The following is a 22,068-nucleotide window of genomic DNA, read 5'->3' as shown; positions in this document are numbered from 1 at the left end:
CGCCGACCGGGTACGGCTCAGGAGCCGGTGCTGTTCCAGTCGGTGTCGTCGGTCGGGGTGGGCGTCGGGGTCGCCACGGAGGACTGCGAGGTGCCGACGGTGCCGGACTGGCCGGTGCCGGTGGCGCCGCTGGTGCCGTCGGCCATCGCCACGCCGGCCGCGCCGAGGGCGATCAGGGCGCCGAGACCGAGGCCCGTGACGGCCAGCCGGATCCGAGCGGCACCGGAGGTGTTCGAACGCTTCGCCATGACTGCTCCCTTGGTCGTCTTCCCTGGTGGGAAGGGGTTCTCCGGGGACTTCCGGAGTTCTGCGGGCTGACGGGATGAGCATGGCAAGGCGCGTTCAACAGCCGATCGACGCACGAGCACCGTGCGTCGATCGCCGTCGTTGATCGGGGCGTTGAACGAGATGGACCAGGCGTTGACCGGGGGACGCCGGCCCGGCTCAGGCGGCCTCGCGGATCTCCAGCGTGCAGCACTTCACGCTGCCGCCGCCCTTGAACAGCTCGGACAGGTCCACACCGATCGGCCGGAAGCCGCGCTCGCGCAGCCTCGCCGCCACTCCCGTCGCCGCCTCCGGCAGCACCACGTTCAGGCCGTCGCTCATCACGTTGAGCCCGAACACCTCCGCGTCGCTCTCCTCCACCAGCAGCGCGTCGGGGAAGAGCCGCCGCAGCACCGCCCGGCTGCCCGCCGAGAAGGCGCCCGGGTAGTACATGACCTGGTCGGCGTCGAGCACGCTGAGCGCGGTGTCGAGGTGGTAGAAGCGCGGATCGACGAGGTCCAGGCCGATCACCGGACGGCCGAGGAACTCCTGCGCCTCCGCGTGGCCGGCGGCCGTGCTGCGGAAGCCGCGCCCGGCGAGCAGGTGGCGCCCGGCCAGGAGCAGGTCGCCCTCGCCCTCGTTGACGTGGACCGGATCGTGGGTGGTGAAGCCGTGGGCCCGGAACCACTCCAGATAGGCGGGCCCCTCGGCGGCGCGCTCGGCGTCTCGGAACCGGGCGCCGAGCACCTTGCCGTCGACGACGGTGGCGCCGTTCGCCGCGTACACCATGTCGGGCAGTCCGGGCAGCGGGTCGATCAGGTCGACGCGGTGGCCGAGTGCGCCGTAGAGCTCGTACAGCTGCTCCCACTGGGCGACGGCGAGGTCGGTGTCGACCGGCTTGGCGGGATCCATCCACGGGTTGATCGCGTAGCTGACCTCGAAGTGGGTCGGACGGCACATCAGGAAGCGGCGCGGGCGGGCGGTGCGGGACACGGGAAGCTCCGGGAGGAAGAGGTACGGGCTCGAGGTAGGGGCCCGAGAGGGAAGGAGGACGGGCGGGCGGCGTGGGCCGCGGTCAGGAATCGGCGGGCCGTTCGGGGAAGCTCCGCAGCCTGCGCAGCGGGCTCGCCAGCAGGACCGCGCCGGCCGAGAGCAGCACGCTCGCCATGATCCAGACGGTGGTGCGGGCGCCGAGGACCTCGCCGAGCCAGCCGCCGAGCAGGGCACCCAGCGGAATGGCGCTGAAGTTGACGGTGGAGGCGCTGGCCCGGATCCGGCCGATCATCGCGGGCGGGCAGTACGCCTGGTAGAAGCTGCCGGCGATGACGTTTCCGGCGACGACTCCGCAGACGGCGACCGACCAGGCCACCGCGCTCGCCGCCAGCGGCAGCCGCTCCCCCGCCAGCGGCAGCAGGAGGATGAACGGCGCGCCGACCAGCTCGCAGAGCAGCAGTCCGCGGGCCGTTCCGAAGCGGCGGGCGATCCTTCCGGCGAGCGTGGCCCCGGCGAGACCGCCGACCGACACCACCGCGAACACCGCCCCGACGCCGCCGGGCGTCACGCCCACGCTCCGGACGAGGAAGACGGTCTGCACCGCCTGGATGCCGTTGAGGCCGAGGTTGCCGACGGCCGCGAAGCTCGCCAGCGTCCGCAGGTACGGGTCGCGCACCAGGAACCGTACGCCTTCGCCGATCTCGCGCAGGATCCCGCGCCGCTCGGCGGCCGACGGCGGCTTCTCCTCGACCTGGACGGAGCTGAGGCAGACCGCCGACACGAGATACGTGACCGCGTCGGCGAGCAGGCCGCTGACGGCGCCGAACGCCTGGGACAGCAGGCCGGCCAGGCCCGGGCCGGCGATCTCCGCCGCCGCGTCACCGGAGCGCAGCTTGACGTTGGCCTCCAGCAGGTCCGGCTTGGCGACCAGCAAGGGCAGCACGGCGCTGTACGCGGTCGACAGGAACACCTTGACCGCTCCGGCGAGCAGCGCCACCACTACCAGCTGCGCCATGGTCAGCACGCCGAGCCAGCCGGCCACCGGCACGCTGCCGAACAGCACCAGGAGCAGGAGGTCGCAGACCACCATCACCTTCAGCCGGGGCCAGCGGTCCACCCAGGCGCCGGCCAGCAGGCCGAGGAAGAGCCAGGGCACCCAGGCGGAGGCGGTGAGCAGGCCGACCATGAACGGCGAGGCGTCCAGGGTGACGACGGCCACCAGGGCGAGCGCGACGTTGCCGACGGCGGTGCCGAGGCCGCTGGTCGTCTCACCGATCCAGAGCTTGCGGAAGTTGCCCTGCGCCCACAGGCCCCAGCGGCTCCTGCGCGGCGCGTCCGGCGCCGGGGGCGAGGAGGGCCCCGGGGACGGCGGCTTGACGGAGGCGGTGGTCATGGCGGGTCACTCTCCCAGCTTCTCGGTCAGCACGGCGGCGATCCGGGCGACGGGCTCCGGCCGCGTCATGGCGCCGTGGGTGCAGGGGATGCGGTGTTCCTCGACGCGGCCTTCGACGTACGGCCGCCAGGCCGCCGCGTAGGGCCAGTCGGCGGGCTTGTCGAGGGTGGCGCCGAAGTAGACGGCGTCGCCGCGGTAGCGGTCCGGTACGTGCTCGGCCATCAGCTTCTTGTGCAGCTCGAAGACGTCGGGCAGGACGTCGGCGGCCTCCCCGAGGAGCGCGGCGAGTTCGGCCTGGCCGCGTCCGTCGGCCGGGTCGTGGCCGAGCGAGACGAGCAGCTCGGCGAGGGTGTCGACCGGGTCGTCCGAGGACGCGGCGGCCACGTCGGCGGCGTGCCGGGCGGGGTCGGCGGGAAGGGCGTCGAGGAGGGCGAGCAGGGCGACCTCCTGGCCCGCCGCCTGGAGGGCGACGGCCATCGCCTGGGCGACGACGCCGCCGAAGGACCAGCCGAGCAGGTGGTACGGCCCGTCCGGCTGGACGGCGCGGATCTGGCGTACGTAGTCCTCGGCGATCTCGGTGACGGAGGCCGGGGAGCCGCCGCGCAGTCCGCGCGCCTGGAGGCCGTGGACCGGGCGGTCCGGGTCGAGCCGGCGCAGCAGGCCGGAGTAGACCCAGCTGATGCCGGCGGCCGGGTGGACGCAGAAGAGCGGGGCCTTGGTGCCCTCGGCGCGCAGCGGAAGGAGGACGTCCAGCGCGCTGTCGGCGCCGTGGAGGTCGTCGGCCGACGCGCCGGGCAGGGCCTGGGCGTGCAGGCGGCGGGCGAGTCCGGCCGCGGTGGGCGTCTCGAAGAGCGCCCGCATGCCGAGGTCCACGCCGCACGCGGTGCGGATCCGGCCGAGCAGCCTCATCGCGAGGAGCGAGTGGCCGCCGAGGTCGAAGAAGCCGGCGTCGGCCGGGACCGGGTCCGGCAGGCCGAGCACCTCGGCGAACAGGCCGCAGAGCAGCTCCTCCTGCGGTGTCCGGGGAGCGCGGCCGGCGGGCGTTGCGGAGAAGTCGGGTGCGGGCAGGGCGCGTCGGTCGACCTTGCCACTGGCGGTCAGCGGCAGGGCGCCGAGCGGGATCACGGCAGCCGGCAGCATGTAGCCGGGCAGCGACTCGGCCGCGAAGGCGCGCAGTTCGGCCTGGTCGAGCGGGCCGTCGGCCACCACGTGGGCGACCAGCCGGGGACCGGCGGCGCCGTCCTCGTAGGCGGTGACGGTGGCGGCGAGGACGCGGGGATGGCGGGTGAGCACGTGCTCGATCTCGCCGGGCTCGATGCGGAAGCCGCGGATCTTGACCTGGTGGTCGGTGCGGCCGAGGTAGTCGAGCTCGCCGTCCCGGGTGCGCCGGACCAGGTCGCCGGTGCGGTACATCCGCTCCCCCGGGACGAACGGGTCGGCGACGAACCGTTCGGCGGTGAGTGACGGGCGGCGAAGGTAGCCGCGGGCGAGGCCGGCGCCCGCCAGGTACAGCTCGCCCGGGACGCCGGGCGGGACGGGACGGAGGTGGTCGTCGAGCACGTAGGCGCGGGTGCCGAGGACGGTGCGGCCGAGGGCCGGCCGGGTGGTGGCGGCGAAGGGCTGGGTGAGGGCGTCGACGGTGGACTCGGTGGGACCGTAGAGGTTGTGGGCGACGGCCGTGGGCGCCTCGCGCAGCCGGGTCCAGAGGGTCTGGCCGACGGCCTCGCCGCCGAGCAGCACCACGCCGGGCGTGCCCGAGGAGGCGAGGGAGTCCAGGAGGCCGGCGTCGAGGAGCTGTTCGGCGTAGGAGGGCGTGACCTCCAGGACGTCGACGGACTCCTTCCTGATGTGCCGGACGAGGGCGCGGGCGTCGCGGCGCACGTCGTCGCCGATCAGATGCAGCTCGTGGCCGGCGATCAGCCAGAGCAGGCCGTCCCAGGAGGCGTCGAAGCAGAGCGAGGCGGTGAGCGCGACGCGTCGGCGGCCGTGGGCGCGTTCGGCCGCGCCGATCGGGCCGGTCGCGGAGCGGTGCGAGGCGAGCAGCGCGGCGATCGAACCGTGGGTCACCACCACGCCCTTGGGGCGGCCGGTGGAGCCGGAGGTGTAGATCACGTACGCGGCGTCGGCCGCGCCGGCGCGGGGCGGCGGGTTGCCGGCGGCGGTGAGGCCCGCGGCGTCGGTCCCGTCCGTCGCGTCCGCCACGCCTGTCCCGTCCGTCGCGTCCGCCACGCCTGTCGTGTCCGTCGGGTCCGTCGCGTCCGTCGTCAGGACCGGGAGGCCGGCGAGCAGCTCGGGCCGTGGCCAGCCCTCGCCGGTCACCACCAGCGCGGGCGCGGCGTCGGCCAGCATGGCGGCGGTGCGGTCGGCCGGGTACTCGGCGTCCAGCGGGAGCGAGGCGGCTCCCGTCTTGAGCACGGCGAGCAGCGCGACGACGGTCTGCGCGGAGCGCGGCAGGGCCAGGGCGACCACCGACTCCGGGCCGGCGCCCGCGGCCGTGAGGCGGTGCGCGAGACGGTTGGCCCGGGCGTTGAGCTCGGCCCAGCTGAGCCGGGTGTCTCCGGCGACCAGCGCGGTCTCGTCCGGAGTGCGGGCCGCCTGGGCCTCGAAGGCGGCGGGCAGCAGCGGGACGTCGGCCGGCAGCGCGGCGCCGGCGTGCAGCGATCCCGAGCGTTCGGCGTCGGAGAGCAGGTCGGCGCGGCCGATCGGCTGGTCGGGGTGGCCGGCCACGGCCGTCAGGAGGCGGCCGAGGCGGACGGCGAGGGACTCGACGGTCTCCCGGTCGAACAGGTCGGTGGCGAAGTCGATCGCGCACTCGAGGCCGGCGGGCGCGCCGTCGGGGTCGAAGGACTCGCCCATGGCGACGGAGAGGTCGAACTTGGCGACGTGTCCGCCGACCGGTTCGACGGTGGCCGTGAGACCGGCCAGGTCGAGCGGCGCCCGGCCGCCCTGACCGTCGCCGTCCCCGTCGCCCTGGCCGTCGCCGTGCCCGTCGCCCTGCCCGCCGGCCTGCGCGCCGCCCTGGCCGCTGCCCTGGAGGAGCAGCATGACCTGGAAGAGCGGGTGGCGGGCCAGTGAGCGGGCCGGGTTGAGCTCCTCGACCAGCCGCTCGAAGGGCACGTCCTGGTGGGCGTGGGCGTCGAGCTGGGTCTCCCGGACGCGGTGGAGCAGTTCGGTGAAGGTCGGGTCGCCGGAGGTGTCGGTGCGCAGCACCAGCGTGTTGACGAAGAAGCCGACCAGGTCGTCCAGGGCCTCGTCCGAACGGCCCGCGACCACCGAGCCGATCGGCACGTCCGTACCGGCGCCGAGCCGGGTCAGCAGGGCGGCGAGTCCGGCCTGCAGGGTCATGAACATCGTGACGCGGTGCTCGCGGGACAGGTCGACGAGCGCGCGGTGCAGGGCGGCGCCGAGCGGAAGGACCACGCGGTCGCCGCGGTGGCTGCTGTCCGCCCGTCGCGGCCGGTCGACCGGCAGCGACAGCTCCTCGGGGAGGCCGGCGAGCGCCTCGCGCCAGTAGGCGAGCTGGCGGGAGACCACGCTGTCCGGGTCGTCCTCGGCGCCGAGCAGCTCGCGCTGCCAGAGCGCGTAGTCCGCGTACTGCACCGGCAGCGGCTGCCACTCGGGCGCCGAGCCGTCGCAGCGGGCGGCGTAGGCGGCGGCGAGGTCGCGCAGCAGCGGGTCCATGGACCAGCCGTCGCCGGCGATGTGGTGCAGGACGAGGACGAGCAGGTGCTCGTCGGCAGCGAGCGGGAAGAGGTGGGCGCGGACCGGGAGTTCGGCGGCGAGGTCGAACGGGATCGCCGCGCACTCGGCCAGGGCGGCCGCCGGGTCCGCGGGCGCGGCCGGACGGCGGTCGAGGGTGACGCGGGCCTCGGCGGCCGGGAGGATCCGCTGCCGCGGCTCGCCGTCCTGCTCGCCGATCAGCGTGCGCAGGATCTCGTGGCGGGCGACCAGGTCGCCGAGGGCGCTTTCGAGCGCGTCCGGGTCGAGCGGGCCGGTCAGACGCAGGGCGAGCGGCAGGTTGTAGAGGGCGCTGGGGCCCTCCATCCGGTCGATCAGCCACAGGCGCTGCTGGGCGAAGGACAGCGGCAGGCATTCCGGGCGTTCGCCGGCCGTGAGCGCGAGCCGGGCTCCGGTCACGGCGCCGTCGAGCCGCTGGGCGAGGCCCGCCACCGTCGGCGCCTCGAAGACGTCCCGGACGCCGATCTCCGCCGCGAACACCGTACGGACCCGGCTGACCAGCTTCATGGCGAGCAGCGAGTGGCCGCCGAGGGCGAAGAAGTCGTCGTCGACCGAGACCGGCTGCGGGCCCGGCACGCCGAGCACCTCGCCGAACAGGCCGCAGAGCAGTTCCTCGCTCGCCGTGCGGGCCGCCCGGCCGCCGGTGAACAGCTGGAAGTCGGGTGCGGGCAGGGCGCGCCGGTCGACCTTGCCGCTGCCGGTGAGCGGCAGCGCGTCGAGGGTGACGACGGCCGCGGGGACCATGTGGGTGGGCAGCGCGTCCGCCACGAATCTGCGCAGTTCGACGGCGAGTTCGGGGCCGGGCGTGGTGACGGCGCAGTGGGCGACGAGGCGGCGGTCGCCGTCCGTGCTCTCGTGCGGGGTGACGACGGCCTGGCGGACGGCCGGGTGCCGGGTGAGCACCTGCTCGATCTCGCCGGGCTCGATGCGGAAGCCGCGGATCTTGACCTGGTGGTCGGTGCGGCCGAGGTAGTCGATCCGGCCGTCGCGGGCGCGCCGGACCAGGTCGCCGGTGCGGTACATCCGCTGTCCCGGGACGAACGGGTCGGCGACGAAGCGTTCGGCGGTGAGCGCCGGGCGGCCGAGGTAGCCGCGGGCGAGGCTGTCGCCGGCGAGGTAGAGCTCGCCCGGGACGCCGGCCGGGACGGGTTGCAGGTGCTCGTCCAGGACGTAGGCGCGGGTGCCGAGGACGGTGCGGCCCATGGTGGGGCGCTCCGTGTCGGCGTACGCCTGGAGCAGGGTGTCGACGGTGCACTCGGTCGGCCCGTAGAGGTTGTGGCCGGTGGTGGCCGGGGCCTCGCGCAGCCGGGTCCACAGGGCCTGGCCGACCGCCTCGCCGCCGAGCAGCACGACCCGCGGCGCGGGCGCGTCCAGGAGGCCTTCGGCGATGAGCTGTTCGGCGTAGGTGGGTGTGAACTGGAGGGCGTCGATGCCGGCCGTGCGGATGTGGGCGACCAGGGCGGCGGGATCGCGGCGCAGGTCGTCGCCGATCAGGTGCAGCTCGTGGCCGGCGACCATCCACAGCAGGCTGTTCCAGGAGGCGTCGAAGCAGAGCGAGGCGGTGAGCGCGGCGCGCAGCCGGCCGTGGGCCCGCTCCGGCTCGCCGAAGGTCTCCGCCCGGTGGGCGGCCAGCAGGCCGGCGATCGAGCCGTGGTTCACCACCACGCCCTTGGGCAGGCCGGTGGAGCCGGAGGTGTAGATGACGTACGCGGCGTTCGCCGGGCCGACACGGAGGGCCGGGCTGCTGTCGGGCCGGTCGGCCCAGTGCCGCTGGTCGGCGTCCAGGACGACGGGGCCGGTGGGGCCGGCGGTGAGGTCGTCGAGGATCTCGGGCAGCGGCCAGCCGGCCCCGGTGAGGACGGCCGCCGGGCGGGCGTCGGCGAGCATGTGAGCGGTGCGTTCCCGCGGGTACTCGGCGTCCAGCGGCAGGAAGGCGGCGCCGGCCTTGAGCACGGCGAGCTGGGAGACCACCGTCTCCGCCGAGCGGGGCAGGGCGAGCGCGACCACGTCCTCCGGGCCGACGCCGGCGGCGATCAGGCCGTGCGCGAGGCGGTTGGCGCGGGCGTCCAGCTCGGCGTAGGTCAGCCGGGTCTCCTCGAAGACCAGGGCCGTGAGGTCCGGCGTGGCCGCCGCCTGGGCGGCGAAGGCCGCCGGGACGAGCGGCGGTTCGGCGGGCAGCGGCCGGTCGCCGCCGAGGAGCTCGGCACGCTCGCCCGTGGCGAGCAGGTCGGCGCGGCCGATGCGCTCGCCGGGACGGGCGGTGATGGCCGCGAGGAGGCGGCCGAAGCGGGCGGCGACGGACTCGACGGTCTCCCGGTCGAACAGGTCGGTGGCGTAGTCGATCGCGCAGTCCAGGCCGGCAGGTGTCCCGTCCGGGCCGAAGAACTCCTCCAGGGTCACGTTGAGGTCGAACTTGGCGACGCCGGTGTCGGCCGGGAGGGCCTCGGCCCGCAGTCCGGCCAGTTCCAGCTCGGCGCCGGAGTTGGACTGGAGGACCATCGCCACCTGGAACAGCGGGTGGCGGGCCAGTGAGCGGGCCGGGTTGAGCTCCTCGACCAGCCGCTCGAAGGGCACGTCCTGGTGGGCGTAGGCGCCGAGGCCGGTCTCGCGGACGCGGCCGAGGAGTTCGGTGAAGGTCGGGTCGCCGGAGGTGTCGGTGCGCAGCACCAGCGTGTTGACGAAGAAGCCGACCAGGTCGTCGAGCGCCTCGTCCGAACGGCCCGCGACCACCGAGCCGATCGGCACGTCGGTGCCGGCGCCGAGCCGGGTCAGCAGCGCGGCGAGCGCGGCCTGGAAGGTCATGAACAGGGTGACGCGGTTCTCGCGGCTCAACGCGACGAGGGCGCGGTGGAGTTCGGCGTCGATCGGCAGGGCGACCCGGTCGCCGCGGTGGTCGGCGCGGGCTCCGCGCGGCCGGTCGACGGGAAGCGTGAGTTCCTCGGGCAGGCCGGCGAGCGCCTCGCGCCAGTAGGCGAGCTGGCGGGAGACCACGCTGTCCGGGTCGTCCTCGGCGCCGAGCAGCTCGCGCTGCCAGAGCGCGTAGTCCGCGTACTGCGCCGGCAGCGGCTCCCGGTCGGGCGCCGAGCCGTCGCAGCGGGCGGCGTAGGCGGCGGCCAGGTCGCGCAGCAGCGGGCCCATCGACCAGCCGTCGCCGACGATGTGGTGCAGCGCGACGACGAGCACGTGCTCCTCGGGGCCGACCCGCAGCAGCGTGACCCGGACGGGCGGTTCGGCGGCCAGGTCGAAGGGACGGCGTCCGGCCCGGTCGACCTCGGTCTCCACGGACTCCGGGGCGCAGTCGCGCAGTGCGAAGGGCAGGACGGCGTCGGCGGGCGCGAGGACCGTCTGGTGGGGCTCGCCGTCGTGCTCGGCGATGACGGTACGGAGGATCTCGTGCCGAGCGGCGAGGTCGCCGAGGGCGCTTTCGAGGGCGGCCGGGTCGAGGCGGCCGGTCAGGCGCAGGGCGAGCGGCATGTTGTAGAGGGCGCTGGGGCCCTCCATCCGGTCGATCAGCCACAGGCGCCGCTGGGCGAAGGACAGCGGCAGGCGCTCGGGGCGCTCGCCGGCCGTCAGCGCGGGCCGGGCGGCGGCGCCGTCGAGCCGCTGGGCCAGGCCGGCCACGGTCGGTGCCTCGAAGACGTCGCGGATGCCGAGTTCGGCGCCGAGCACCGTACGGACGCGGCTGAGCAGCCGGGTGGCGAGCAGGGAGTGGCCGCCGAGGGCGAAGAAGTCGTCGTCGGCCGAGACCGGGCCCGGAAGGCCGAGCACGTCGGCGAACAGGCCGCAGAGGATCTCCTCGCCCGCCGTGCGGGCGGCCCGGCCACCGATGGCCGCCGCGAAGTCGGGCGCGGGCAGCGCGGACCGGTCGAGCTTGCCGTTGACGGTCAGCGGCAGCGCGTCGAGCGTGACGAAGGCGGCCGGGACCATGTAGTCGGGCAGGCCGGCGGCCACGTGGGCGCGCAGTGCGGCCGGGTCGGGCGCGGTGTGCGCCACGAGGTAGGCGACGAGCCGGGTGCCGGCCGCGCCGTCGGTGCTGTGGGCTCCGGCCGTGCCGTCGGCTCCGGCGGCGGCTGCGTGGTCGGCGTACGGCAGCACCGCGGCCTGGACGACGTCGGGGTGGGTGGTCAGGGCGGTCTCGATCTCGCCGAGTTCGATCCGGAAGCCGCGCACCTTGACCTGGTGGTCGGTGCGGCCCAGGTACTCGATCAGGCCGTCCGGGCGGCGCCGGACGAGGTCGCCGGTGCGGTACATCCGCTCCCCCGCCGCGAAGGGATCGGCCACGAAGCGCTCGGCCGTGAGCGCGGGCCGGCCGAGGTAGCCGCGGGCGAGGCCGGCGCCGCTGAGGTACAGCTCGCCGGGGACGCCGGGCGGGACGGGACGCAGACCGGCGTCCAGGACGTGGGCGCGGAGGTTGGGCAGCGGGCGGCCGACGAGCGGGCGGGGGTCGCCGGTGAGCTGGTGGTGCAGCGCGTCGACGGTGCACTCGGTGGGCCCGTACATGTTGAGCACGGCGGTGTCGGGCGCGGCGGTGAGGGCGGTCCAGAGGCTCTGGCCGAGAGCCTCGCCGCCGACCATGAGGAGGGCGGGCGGGCAGCGGTCGAGCAGGCCCTCGTCGACCAGCCGTTCGGCGTGGCCGGGAGTGACGTCGAAGACGTCGGCGCCGGTGCGCTCGGCGTAGCGGACGATCGCGGCGGCGTCACGGCGCAGGTCGTCGTCGAGGAGGTGGAGTTCGTGGCCCGCGACCATCCAGAGCAGCGACTCCAGGGCCGTGTCGAAGGACAGCGAGGCGGTCTGGGCGAACCTGAACCTGCGTCCCGGACGCTTGTGCCGGGCGGCGGCGACGGTCTCGGCGCGGTGGAAGGCGAGCAGGTTGGCGAGGCCGCCGTGGCGGACCACCACGCCCTTGGGCCGGCCGGTGGAGCCGGAGGTGTAGATGACGTACGCGGCGTTCGCCGGGCCGACGGTGAGGTCCGGGGCGTGGGCGGGCCGGTCGGCCCAGGTGTGCTCGCCGGCGTCCAGGACGACGGTGCCCGTGGCGCCGTCGGCGAGGTCGTCGAGGACCTCGGGCAGCGGCCAGCCGGCCCCGGTGAGGACGGCCGCCGGGCGGGCGTCGGCGAGCATGTGGGCGATCCGGTCTCGGGGGTACTCGGCGTCCAGCGGCAGGAAGGCGGCGCCCGCCTTGAGCACGGCGAGCACGGCGACCAGCGATTCGGCGGAGCGCGGCAGGGCGAGCGCGACCAGGTCCTCCGGGCCCACGCCGTGGGCGGTCAGGCCGTGGGCCAGGCGGTTGGCGCGGGCGTCGAGCTCGGCGTACGTGAGGCGGGTCTCGCCGAAGACCAGGGCGGTGTCGTGGGGAGTGGCGGCGACCTGGGCGGCGAAGGCCGCCGGGACGAGGACGTCCGCGCCGGGCCGGGCCGTGTCGTGCCAGTCGTCCAGTGCGGCCCGGCCGGCGTCGCCGAGCACGTCGAGTTCGGCGACCGGGCGGTGCGGGTCGTCGGCCGCCTGGGCGAGCAGGCGCGGCAGGGCCTCGGCGAGCCGTTCGGCGGTGGCCCGGTCGAAGAGGTCGGTGGCGAACTCCAGGCCGCCCTCGAGGCCGGCCGGGGTGCCGTCCGGGTGGTGGCGCTCGGAGAGGTTGAGGGTGAGGTCGAAGGCGGTGGTGGGCAGGCCGAGCGGCTCGTAGGCGGTACGGGTGCCGGGGAACTCGGGGCCGCCGCCGGCGGTGTTGTCGAAGGCGATCATCACCTGGAAGAGCGGGTGCCGGGCGAGCGTGCGGGCCGGGTTGAGCTCTTCGACCAGGCGCTCGAACGGCACGTCCTGGTGGGCGTACGCGGCCAGGTCGGTCTCCCGGACCCGGGCGAGGAGTTCGGCGAAGCTGGGCCGGCCGGTGAGGTCGGTGCGCAGCACCAGGGTGCTGGCGAAGAAGCCGACGAGCTCGTCGAGGGCCGGGTCCAGGCGGCCGGCGAGCGGGGTGCCGATGGGCAGGTCGTCGCCGGCGCCGAAGCGGTGCAGCAGGGTGGCGTAGGCCGCCTGGAGGACCATGAAGAGGGTGGTGCCGTGCGCGGTGGCCAGCTCGGCGAGGCGGGCGTGCAGGGCGGCGTCGAGCTCCAGCGGGACGACGTCGCCGCGGTGGCTCGCGACCGCCGGGCGCGGGCGGTCCAGCGGGAGCGGCAGCTCGTCCGGGAGGCCGGCGAGCGCGTCACGCCAGTGGGCGAGCTGGCGGGAGAGCGGGGACCGCGGGTCGGTGTCGGCGCCGAGCAGCCGGTGCTGCCACAGGGTGTAGTCGGCGTACTGGACCGGCAGCGGCTCCCAGGCCGGCCGCTCGCCGCCGAGCCGGGCGGTGTAGGCCTCGGCGAGGTCGCGGAAGAGCGGTCGCAGCGACCAGCCGTCGCTGGCGATGTGGTGCATCACCAGGAGCAGCACGTGGTCCTCGGGCGACTCCGTGCGCAGATAGGCGTGCAGCGGGACGTCGACGGCCAGGTCGAAGGTGTGGCCGACGAGTTCCTGGACGGGTCGGTCGGTGCGGGTGAGCAGCGGGGCCTCGGGGGCGGGCAGGATGCGCTGGTACGGGATGCCGTCGCGCTCGCCGAAGACGGTGCGCAGCGACTCGTGGCGGGCGACGACGTCGCCGAGCGCGTCTTCGAGGGCGGCGGCGTCCAGCGGTCCGCCGAGCCGGAGGGCGAGCGTGACGTTGTAGGTGGCGGCGGGGCCCTCGGCCTGGGTGAGGAACCACAGCCGGCGCTGGGCGAAGGAGAGCGGCAGCAGTTCGGGCCGGGTCTCGGGGCGGAGCGCGGGCCGGGCGGGGTCGGTGGCGAGCCGGGCGGCGAGGGCGGCGACGGTCGGGGCCTGGAAGAGGTCGCCGATGGCGAGTTCGGCGCCGAGTTCGGTGCGCGCCCGGCCGACCAGGCGGGTGGCGAGCAGGGAGTGGCCGCCGAGTTCGAAGAAGTCGTCGTCGATGGTGATGTCGTCGATGCCGAGGATCTCGCCGAAGAGCGCGCACAGGGCGCTCTCGCGCTCGTCGCGCGGGGCGCGGCCGGCCGTGTCGGCGCCGAGTTCGGGGGCGGGCAGCGCGCGGCGGTCGACCTTGCCGTTGGCGTTCAGCGGCAGGGCGGGCAGCACGACCACGGCGGACGGGACCATGTAGCCGGGAAGGGTTTCGGCGGCGAACTGCTTGAGTTCGCCGGCGAGTTCGGGATTGCCGTGCTGTGCGGCGTCGTCGGGCACGGCGCAGTAGCCGACCAGGCGGGTGTCGCCGGGGCGGTCCTCGCGGGGCACGACGATGACCTGGCGGACGGCGGGGTGGCGGGAGAGCACGGCCTCGATCTCGCCCGGCTCGATGCGGAATCCGCGCAGCTTGACCTGGCCGTCGATCCGGCCGAGGAACTCGATCGCGCCGTCGGCCCGGCGGCGTACCAGGTCTCCGGTGCGGTACATCCGCTGCCCGGGCGTGAAGGGGTCGGCGACGAAGCGTTCGGCGGTCAGCGCCGGCCGGCGCCAGTAGCCGCGGGCCAGGCCGGCCCCGGCCACGTACAGCTCGCCGGGGACTCCGGGCGGGACGGGCCGCAGCCGGGCGTCGAGGACGTGGGCGCGCATGTTGTCGAGCGGGGCGCCGATGGGCGGGCGGGGTCCGGCCAGGTCGTCGGGGCCGAGGTGGTGGTAGGTGGCGAAGGTGGTGGCCTCGGTCGGCCCGTAGACGTGGGCGAGGAGCAGGTCGGGGCAGTGGTCGAGGACGCGCCGCATGAGGGTGCCGGAGGCGGCCTCGCCGCCGGTGCAGACGGTGCGCAGGGCGCGGAAGGTGTCCGGGGCCTGTTCGGCGACCAGGTCGAAGAGCGCCTTGGTGAGGAAGACGGCGGTGACACCGTGCCGGGTGGCGGTGGCGTGCAGGGCGGCGGCGTCGAGGCTGCCGGGCGGGGCGACGACCACGGTGCCGCCGGCCAGCAGCGGTGTCCACAGCTCGTAGGTGGCGGCGTCGAAGGCGTGCGGGGAGTGCAGCAGGATCCGCTCGTGCCGGCCGTCCTGCCAGCGGCGGTCGGCGGCGAGATCGACGACGTCGCGGTGGCGCACCGCGACGCCCTTGGGCGTGCCGGTGGAGCCGGAGGTGAACATCACGTAGGCGAGCTGGTCGGGGTGGACCGGGATGCCGGGGGCGTGCGCCGGTGCGGCGGCCTCGTCGCCGGGGCGGACGACGACGGCGGCGTGCGGGAAGCCCGGGTCGGTGCGGTCGGTGAGCAGGACCGGCGCGCCGGTGTCGGCGAGCAGCGCGGCCATCCGCTCGGGCGGCAGGCTCGCGTGCATCGGGACGTAGGCGCCGCCGGCCTTGAGGACGGCGAGGGTGGCGACGACCAGGTCGACCGAGCGTTCCATCAGCAGGGCGACCGGGGACTCGGGGCCGACGCCGCAGGCGGTCAGGTGGTGCGCGAGGCGGTTGGCGCGGGCGTCGAGCTCGGCGTAGGAGAGGGTGCCGTCGTCGTGGGCGAGGGCGACCGCGTCCGGGGTGCGGGCGGCCTGGGCCTCGAACAGCTCGGGCAGCGAGCCGTACGGCACGGGTGCGGCGGTGGCGTTCCACTCGCGGCCCAGCCGGTCGCGCTCCTCGGCGGCGAGGATGTCGACGGTGCCGATGGGCGCCTCGGGGTCGGCGGCCGCGGCGGCGAGCAGCAGGCCGAGACGCTCGAACAGGGTGGTGACGGTGGCGCGGTCGTAGAGGTCGGCCGCGTACTCGGCCGATCCGGCGAGGCCGGCGGGCGCGCCGTCGGGGCCGTGGCGCTCGGTGATGCCGATGTTGAGGTCGAACTTGGCGACCCGCAGGCCGAGCGGTTCGGGCGCCGACTCGAGCCCGGGCAGGCCGAGTTCGCCCTCCTCGTGGTTCTGCAGCACCAGCAGCGTCTGGAACAACGGGTGGCGGCCGAGGGCGCGGGCCGGGTTGACCTCCTCGACCAGGCGCTCGAACGGCACGTCCTGGTGGGCGAAGGCGTCGAGCTGGGTCTCCCGGACGCGGCCGAGGAGTTCGGCGAAGGTCGGGTCGCCGGAGGTGTCGGTGCGCAGCACGAGGGTGTTGACGAAGAAGCCGACCAGGTCGTTCAGCGCCTCGTCGGAGCGGCCGGCGACGCCGGTGCCGAGCGGGATGTCGGTGCCGGCGCCGAGCCGGGTGAACAGCGCGGCGAGGCCGGCCTGGAGGACGGAGAACAGGGTGGCGCGGTGCCGGCGGGCCAGGCCGGCCAGCGCGGCGTGCAGTTCGGGGCCGTAGCGGAACGACACGGCGTCGGCGGTCCCGGTCGGCGCGGGCGGCCGGGGCCGGTCCACCGGAAGCTCCAGCTCCTCCGGGAGGCCGGCGAGCACACCGCGCCAGTAGTCGAGCTGACGGCTCATCAGGCTGTCGGGATCGCTCTCGTCGCCGAGGAGTTCGCGCTGCCAGAGCGCGTAGTCGGCGTACTGAACGGGCAGCGGCTCCCAGTCGGGTGCCTGGCCGTCGAGGCGGGCGGCGTAGGCGGTGGCGAGGTCGCGCAGCAGCGGGCCGAGCGACCAGCCGTCGCCGGCGATGTGGTGGAGCACGACGAGCAGCACGTGCTCGTGGGACGGCCCGCCGGCGCGGGCGCCGGCGGCGGCGCCGGGGGCGCCACCAGGGGCGATGTCGGTGCCGGTGCGGGCGCGGGCGGCGCCCGGGGCGGCACCCGGGGCGATGTCGGTGCCGGTGCCGGTGCCGGGGCCGGTACGGCTGACGCCATCGGTGGCGGTGTCAGTGGCAGTGGCGGCGTCGGCGTCGGCATCGGCGTGGAGCGAGAAGACCGTGACCCTGATGGGCGGTTCGGCACTCAGGTCGAAGGCGTGAGCGGCGGCCCGGTCCCGCAGGGCGGGATAGGCGTCCGGTGCGCAGTCCACCGTCTCGAAGGCGATCTCCGCCTCCGCGGACGGCAGGATCCGCTGCACCGGGACTCCGTCGGCCACCGGGAACACCGTGCGCAGGGCCTCGTGCCGGGCGACCACGTCCGCCGTGGCGGCGCGCAGGGCGGCGGTGTCGAGCGCGCCGCGCAGGCGGATCGCGAAGGGCAGGTTGTAGAGCGCGGTCGGCCCCTCGATCTGGTCGATCAGCCAGAGACGCTGTTGTGCGTACGAAACCGGGATCACGGTGCTTCCTCTGCTCACGTCACGGCGTGGATGGTGTGCGGGGTGCCTCAGGCGGGGACGGCGGCGGTGGGGCGCACGGTCGGCCGGCAGTCCAGGAGGTCGACGGGGCGGCCCATCGCGACGGCGATCTTCCGGTCGCCGCGGAACGGGTCGCGGCCGTGCGCGCAGAGCACGTTGTCGACCAGCATCACGTCGCCCACCTGCCAGGTCTCGCGGACGGTGGCGGCGTCGTAGGCGGCGTTGAGGGCGTCGACGTCCTCCCGGGTGAGCGGCTCGCCGTCACCGAAGCCGGTGTTGAACGGCAGCCCGTCCGGGCCGAACTCGTCGACCATGGCCTCCCGGATGTCCGGGTCCAGCGACCACTCGTTCCAGAAGGCCAGGTGGTTGAACCAGACCTCCGCACCGGTCACCGGGTGGTGGACCGTGGCCGAACGCAGCTGGCTGGTCCGCAGGTTGCCGTCCGGCTGCCACTCCCACGTGATGCCGTTCTCGCGGCAGTACGCCTCGACGTCGGCGCGGTCCTCGGTGCCGAAGGCGGTGCGCCAGCCGAGCGAGATGTAGTCGGAGTAGTTGCGGGTGAGGGTCCAGCCGGAGGTACGGCCCCGCTCCACCAGGTGGTCGGGAAGACCGGCGAGGACCTTGCGGACGTCGGCGGTCGGGGTGGCGCCGCCGGTCTCGGGGGCCGTGAGGCAGGCGAAGAGGAGCCGGCCGGGGAAGGTCAGGGTGTAGCTGTTCTCGTTGTGCATCCGGATCGACTGGGCGGGCGGCAGGTCCGTGGAGGAGAAGACGCCGTCGCCGAAGTCGCTGCGCGGGGTGGCCTTCTCCCGGTACGGGGTGGGCTCGGGGATCAGGACGTCGCGGACGGCCGCGACGTCCGCGGCCTCGGTCACCGGCATCCCGCGCAGGAAGATCGTGCCGTGCTCGTGCAGGGCGGCGGTCAGCGCGGCCTCGTTCTCGCGCAGCCACGCGCAGGCCTCGGCGAGGTCGGCGGTGGCCGGCACGTGGGCCAGGGCCGGGCGGCCGGGGTTCAGCTCCCAGGTCGGCATCGCGGCGCTCACCGCTGCTCGAGGCCGGCGAGCAGGCTGGCCGGGCGGATGTCGGTCCAGTTGCTCTCGATCCAGTCGAGGCACTCCTGGCGGGTGGCCTCGCCGTGGACGGTGGTCCAGCCGGCCGGCACGTCGATCCAGACCGGCCAGAGCGAGTGCTGGTTCTCGTCATTGGTCAGGACCAGGTAGCCGGCGCTGTCGTCCTCGAACGGGTTGCTGCTCATGGTGGTCTCCGTAAGGGAAGGTGGTCGGAATGGTGTGGGTGGTACCGGGGTGTGATTCGAAGGTAGGCGCGGCCGAGGCCGCCGAGCGGCACAAGTTCCGGCAGGTGAGCGGCAGTTAGCGCGCTGCCTGCCGGAGGGTCGGGCGCCGGGGAAGCGACGCGGGCCGGGCCGGCGCGGAGCCGGGTCGGGTCGGGCCGGGGCGGCGCCGGGGCGGCTCAGCGCGGGGTGAGGCGGACCGGGAAGTGGTCGAGGCCGAAGTTGATGATCGACCGGTTGTGGCGGACCGGTCCGGTCGGCTCGATGCGGGCCGCCTTCTCCAGCGCGGCCGAGTAGAGGGCGCTCAGCTCGGCCTTGGCCAGCGGCGCGCCGATGCAGTAGTGGGCGCCCAGGCCCAGCGCGAGGTGCTTGTTGGGCGAGCGGTCGAGCAGGATCTCCTCGGGCCGTTCGAAGGCCTCCGGGTCCCGGTTGGCGGACCACACCCACACGGCGACCCGGTCGCCGCGGCGGATCTGCCGGCCGCCCAGCTCGATGTCCCGGGTGGCGGTGCGCAGCGTGTGCAGCCCGACCGAGGTCCAGCGCAGCAGCTCGTCCACGGCGGAGTCCAGGGACACCTCGCCCTGCTGGAGGCTGCGCCACAGGTCGGGCCGCTGGACGAGGGTGTGCAGGCCCATGGCGGCCGTGTGGCGGACGGTCTGGACGCCGCCCACCACGATGTTGTCGAGGTTGAGCACCACGTCCTCGACCGGCAGCAGCCGCCCGCCGACCTTGTAGGTCGCCATCATGGAGATCAGGTCGTCCCGCGGGTCGGAGCGGCGCAGCATCACCTGGTGCAGCAGGTAGGGGATCAACTGCTGGTGGCCGGCCCGGCGTTCCTCCGGTGTGCGGCCGAGGAAGGCCACGTCGCAGACCCGGACCACCATGTCCCGGTCCTTCTCGGGGACGTCCAGCAGGTCGCACATCACGGCGAGCGGCAGCGCGGAGACCACGTCGACGAGGTCCACCTCGCCCTGCTCGAGGGCGCGGTCGAAGAGCTCGCCGGCCCGTTCGGCGATCGAGCGGGCGGCGCCGCGCACTCCGCCCTTGGAGAAGAACGGGTTGGCGGGGGCCCGGAGCTCGCGATGCCGGGGCGGGTCGGTGAGGGCCATCATGCGGCCCGAGCCGACCGGCACGTTGCCCTCTCCCGCACCGAGCAGCGAGCCGGACTCCGAGCTGAAGACGGCCGCGTTGCGCAGGACGTCCGCCGACTCGCGGTAGGTGAGCACGGACCAGACCGGGCCGTCGTCCACGGTGTCGGTGAGGTGGACGGGCGCCTCGCGGCGCAGTTCGGCGACGAGGTCCGGGGTGTCGGGGCGGGCCCAGAGGGCCGGGTCGGTGAGGTCGACGGCGGTGGTGGCGGCGGCGGTCGACGGGGCGGCGGGCATGGTCGTGGTGGCGGTCGGCATCACAGCTCCCTGAGGGCGGCGGAGGGCGCGGCGGCCGGCCGGCCCGCCACGAGAGAGGTCACGAGCGAGGTCAGCAGGTCGACCGGACCGGGCCGGTCGACGGTGGCGAGCAGATGCCCGCCGGGTACGACGCGGTGGGCGAAGGCACCACGGGTGTGGGCGGCCCAGCCGGTGAGGCCGGTGGTGGCGAGCATCGGGTCGTCGGCACCGGCCAGCGCGTAGAGCGCGGAGCCGATCGGCGCGTGCGGGCGGTGCCGGTAGGTGGCGCTGACGGCGAGGTCGGTGCGGATGGCGCCGAGGGCGAGCTCGGCCAGGTCCGGGTCGGCCCGCACCAGCTCCTCCAGGCCGGTCATCCGCAGGAGTTCGGAGGCGTCGAGGTTCTTGGTCTCGCGCTCGGCCCACTCGACGGGGCTGGGCGCGCCGACCGTGACGACCAGCTCGGGGCGGCGGTCGGCGGGCAGGGCGCGGGCGACCTCGTACGCGAGGAGGGCGCCGAAGCTCTGTCCGTAGAAGGCGAACCGGCCACCCTCGCCGCCGGTCAGGTGCGGTGTCAGGGCCTCGGTGACGGCGGCGACGAGGGCGTCGAAGTCGGGCGGCATCGGGTGCCGGCTGCGGCCGCCCCGGGCGGGCGGGCGCAGCGCCCAGACCTCGGCGACGGGAGCGAGGGCGCGGGCCAGCGGGGTGTAGGCGGTGGCGTCGCCGCCGGCGTGCGGGAAGCAGAACAGCCGGACGGGGCGGTGGGGCTGGGGCGCGGGGACGAGCAGCCAGTCGCCCTCGACCCGGGGCCGGGCGGTACGGCCGGCCGGCGCCCGGAAGGTGGTGGCCTGGGTGGTCAGGGGGCTCGCGGTGGTCATCGGACGGCCTCTCGGCGGGCGGTGAGGGCGGGACGGGCGGCGGCCGGGCCGGCCTCGGCGGCGCGGCGGACGGCGGCGGTGAAGTCGGCGAGGTCGGTGGCGTCCAGGAGGTGACGGAGCTGGAGCTCGACGTTGAGCTTGCGGCGCAGCAGGTGGACGACGCGGAGGGCGGCGAGCGAGTGGCCGCCGAGAGAGAGGAAGTCGTCGGTGGGCTCGACGGCCGGCACGCCGAGCACGGTGCGCCAGACCTCGGCGACCTGCTCCGCCACTCCCCCGGCCGCCGTGGCCCCGTCCTGAGGCGCTCGCGGTGTGCCGGCCTCGGCGGCCGGGGCGGGCGTGGAGGCGGCCGGGGCGGGCAGGGCACGGTGGTCGACCTTGCCGTTCGCGGTGAGCGGCAGGGCGTCGAGCACGGTCACGGTGGACGGCACCAGGTGGGCGGGCAGGCCACGGCGCAGCGCGGCGAGCAGCTCGGCGGGGCGCAGGCCCGGGCCGGTCACGTAGCCGGCCAGCCGGTGGTCGCCGGGCGCGGCCTCGTGCACGGTGACGGCGGCGGCGGTCACTCCGGCCAGGGCGCCGAGCGCGTGCTCGACCTCGCCGAGCTCGATCCGGAAGCCGCGCAGTTTGACCTGGCGGTCCACGCGGCCGACGTACTCGAGCAGGCCGTCGGCGGAGCGGCGCGCCTGGTCGCCGGTGCGGTACATCCGGGCGCCGGGCTCCGTCGCGAACGGATCCGCGACGAACCGGCCCGCGGTCAGGCCCGGGTGGCCCGGGTAGCCGTGGGCGAGGCCGGGGCCCGCCAGGTACAGCTCGCCGACGGCGCCCGCTTCCGTCACCGGCGCGAGCCGGTCGTCGAGGAGGTAGGCGCGCACGCCGGGCAGCGGCTCGCCGAGGTGCGGGCCGGGGCCGGTGATCGGGGCGGTGATCGCGTCGACGGTGCACTCGGTGGGCCCGTACAGGTTGAGCGCGTCGATCCCGCCGTCGGCCAGTTCGCGCCAGGTCCCGGCCGGTACGGGCTCGCCGCCCATGAACAGCCGCGGGACGCGGGCGCCGGCCAGCTGCTCGCGGAGCAGCTGCCAGTGCGAGGGCGTCAGGTCGAGGTCGGTGACGGCGTGCTCGGCGAGCAGCTCGGCGAGGCGGGCGGGTTCGGCCCGGCGGGCGTCGTCGATCACGACCAGCGTGTCGCCCCGGCAGACGCGGATCCACTGCTGGACGGAGGCGTCGAAGGAGACGCTGGCGTTCCAGGCGACGACGCCCGGCTCCGGGCGGTAGGCGCCGGTGAGTTCGAGGGCGATGGCCAGATCGGTGACGGCGCCGTGGGGCACCTCCACGCCCTTGGGGCGGCCGGTGGAGCCGGAGGTGTAGATGACGTACGCGGAGTCGAGCGGGTGCGGGGTGACGTCGACGGCGGTGCCGGCGGGCCCGTCGGCGTCGGGCCGGAGCACCGGGACGCCGACCGGGACGGGCGGCGCGGCGTCGGCGCTGACCACGGCGGCGAGGCGGGCGTCGGCGGCCATGAACGCGATGCGCTCGGCCGGATAGGCCGGGTCGAGCGGCACGTAGGCGGCGCCGGCCCGCCAGACGGCGATCAGCGCGACCGGCAGGTCGACGGTCCGCGCCAGATGCACCCCGACCCGGTCCCCCCGCCCCACCCCCCGCGCCCTCAGGGCCCGCGCCAGTGCCGCGGTACGCCGGTCCAGCGCGGCGAAGTCAAGGCTCCCGCCGACCGCGTGCACGGCGGCCCGCCCGGGGTGCGCGGCGACGGCCGCGCGCAGCCGGGACAACAGGTCGGGAGCGGAGGTGTCGACGGCGGCGCTGGTGGCGGTCGACGGCTCGGCGTACGTGGTCATGCGAGGCACTCCTTGGTGGTCGTGGTGGTACGGGATGGGTGAATCACGATGTGTGCGGGCCATACGCCACGGGGCGCGCCCCTCAGGCCCACCGGCCGGGGCCGGGACGGCCACCAGGCGACGGCCTGGCTGGCCAGGCGTCCGGCCC

9 protein-coding genes are annotated in these 22,068 nt (G+C 75.5%); all 9 read right to left on the bottom strand.

Annotation, left to right across the window (positions count from 1 at the left end):
- Window positions 1-17 precede the first annotated feature (17 nt).
- The gene (locus tag ACIGO8_RS11415) at window positions 18-248 is read right to left on the bottom strand and encodes a hypothetical protein (RefSeq protein ID WP_399727500.1); all 231 of its coding nucleotides are present in this window, start codon (window positions 246-248) and stop codon (window positions 18-20) included.
- A gap of 196 nt (window positions 249-444) precedes the next feature.
- Window positions 445-1,224: a dimethylargininase gene (gene ddaH / locus ACIGO8_RS11410; protein ID WP_399728524.1), complete on the bottom strand. Its 780-nt coding sequence runs from the start codon at window positions 1,222-1,224 to the stop codon at window positions 445-447.
- A 115-nt stretch (window positions 1,225-1,339) separates the two neighbouring features.
- Complete coding sequence (locus tag ACIGO8_RS11405) at window positions 1,340-2,650, bottom strand: MFS transporter (RefSeq protein ID WP_399727497.1); 1,311 nt, start codon at window positions 2,648-2,650, stop codon at window positions 1,340-1,342.
- Between the two features lie 6 nt (window positions 2,651-2,656).
- Window positions 2,657-16,507 (bottom strand): amino acid adenylation domain-containing protein, encoded by a 13,851-nt coding sequence (locus tag ACIGO8_RS11400; protein WP_399727493.1) that lies wholly within the window; start codon window positions 16,505-16,507, stop codon window positions 2,657-2,659.
- Between the two features lie 47 nt (window positions 16,508-16,554).
- Entirely contained in the window at window positions 16,555-17,553 is a 999-nt protein-coding gene (locus tag ACIGO8_RS11395) for a TauD/TfdA family dioxygenase (protein ID WP_399728521.1), read from the bottom strand.
- Between the two features lie 8 nt (window positions 17,554-17,561).
- Window positions 17,562-17,777 carry an MbtH family protein gene (locus tag ACIGO8_RS11390; RefSeq protein WP_399727490.1) on the bottom strand — a complete coding sequence of 72 codons (216 nt, stop codon included), beginning with the start codon at window positions 17,775-17,777 and terminating at the stop codon, window positions 17,562-17,564.
- Window positions 17,778-17,992: 215 nt separating this feature from the next.
- Window positions 17,993-19,219 (bottom strand): cytochrome P450, encoded by a 1,227-nt coding sequence (locus ACIGO8_RS11385; protein WP_399727487.1) that lies wholly within the window; start codon window positions 19,217-19,219, stop codon window positions 17,993-17,995.
- Window positions 19,219-20,073: a thioesterase II family protein gene (locus ACIGO8_RS11380; RefSeq protein WP_399727485.1), complete on the bottom strand. Its 855-nt coding sequence runs from the start codon at window positions 20,071-20,073 to the stop codon at window positions 19,219-19,221. The genes ACIGO8_RS11385 and ACIGO8_RS11380 overlap by 1 nt, the downstream gene beginning before the upstream one ends.
- Complete coding sequence (locus ACIGO8_RS11375; RefSeq protein ID WP_399727482.1) at window positions 20,070-21,920, bottom strand: non-ribosomal peptide synthetase; 1,851 nt, start codon at window positions 21,918-21,920, stop codon at window positions 20,070-20,072. Before ACIGO8_RS11375 ends, ACIGO8_RS11380 begins: the two co-directional genes overlap by 4 nt.
- Window positions 21,921-22,068: the final 148 nt, after the last annotated feature.

This window comes from Streptomyces sp. NPDC053493 (assembly GCF_044544825.1).
Taxonomy (GTDB): domain Bacteria; phylum Actinomycetota; class Actinomycetes; order Streptomycetales; family Streptomycetaceae; genus Streptomyces.
Note: the sequence above shows the minus strand (reverse complement) of the source record. Positions and strands in the feature narration are given on the sequence as shown.

Bases quoted from the DNA above. Each gene is read 5' to 3' on its own strand.
- ACIGO8_RS11390 (WP_399727490.1), bottom strand. From the start codon at position 17,777: ATGAGCAGCAACCCGTTCGAGGACGACAGCGCCGGCTACCTGGTCCTG.
- ACIGO8_RS11395 (WP_399728521.1), bottom strand. From the start codon at position 17,553: ATGCCGACCTGGGAGCTGAACCCCGGCCGCCCGGCCCTGGCCCACGTG.
- ACIGO8_RS11385 (WP_399727487.1), bottom strand. From the start codon at position 19,219: ATGCCGACCGCCACCACGACCATGCCCGCCGCCCCGTCGACCGCCGCC.
- ACIGO8_RS11375 (WP_399727482.1), bottom strand. From the start codon at position 21,920: ATGACCACGTACGCCGAGCCGTCGACCGCCACCAGCGCCGCCGTCGAC.
- ACIGO8_RS11380 (WP_399727485.1), bottom strand. From the start codon at position 20,073: ATGACCACCGCGAGCCCCCTGACCACCCAGGCCACCACCTTCCGGGCG.
- ddaH (WP_399728524.1), bottom strand. From the start codon at position 1,224: ATGTGCCGTCCGACCCACTTCGAGGTCAGCTACGCGATCAACCCGTGG.
- ACIGO8_RS11405 (WP_399727497.1), bottom strand. From the start codon at position 2,650: ATGACCACCGCCTCCGTCAAGCCGCCGTCCCCGGGGCCCTCCTCGCCC.
- ACIGO8_RS11415 (WP_399727500.1), bottom strand. From the start codon at position 248: ATGGCGAAGCGTTCGAACACCTCCGGTGCCGCTCGGATCCGGCTGGCC.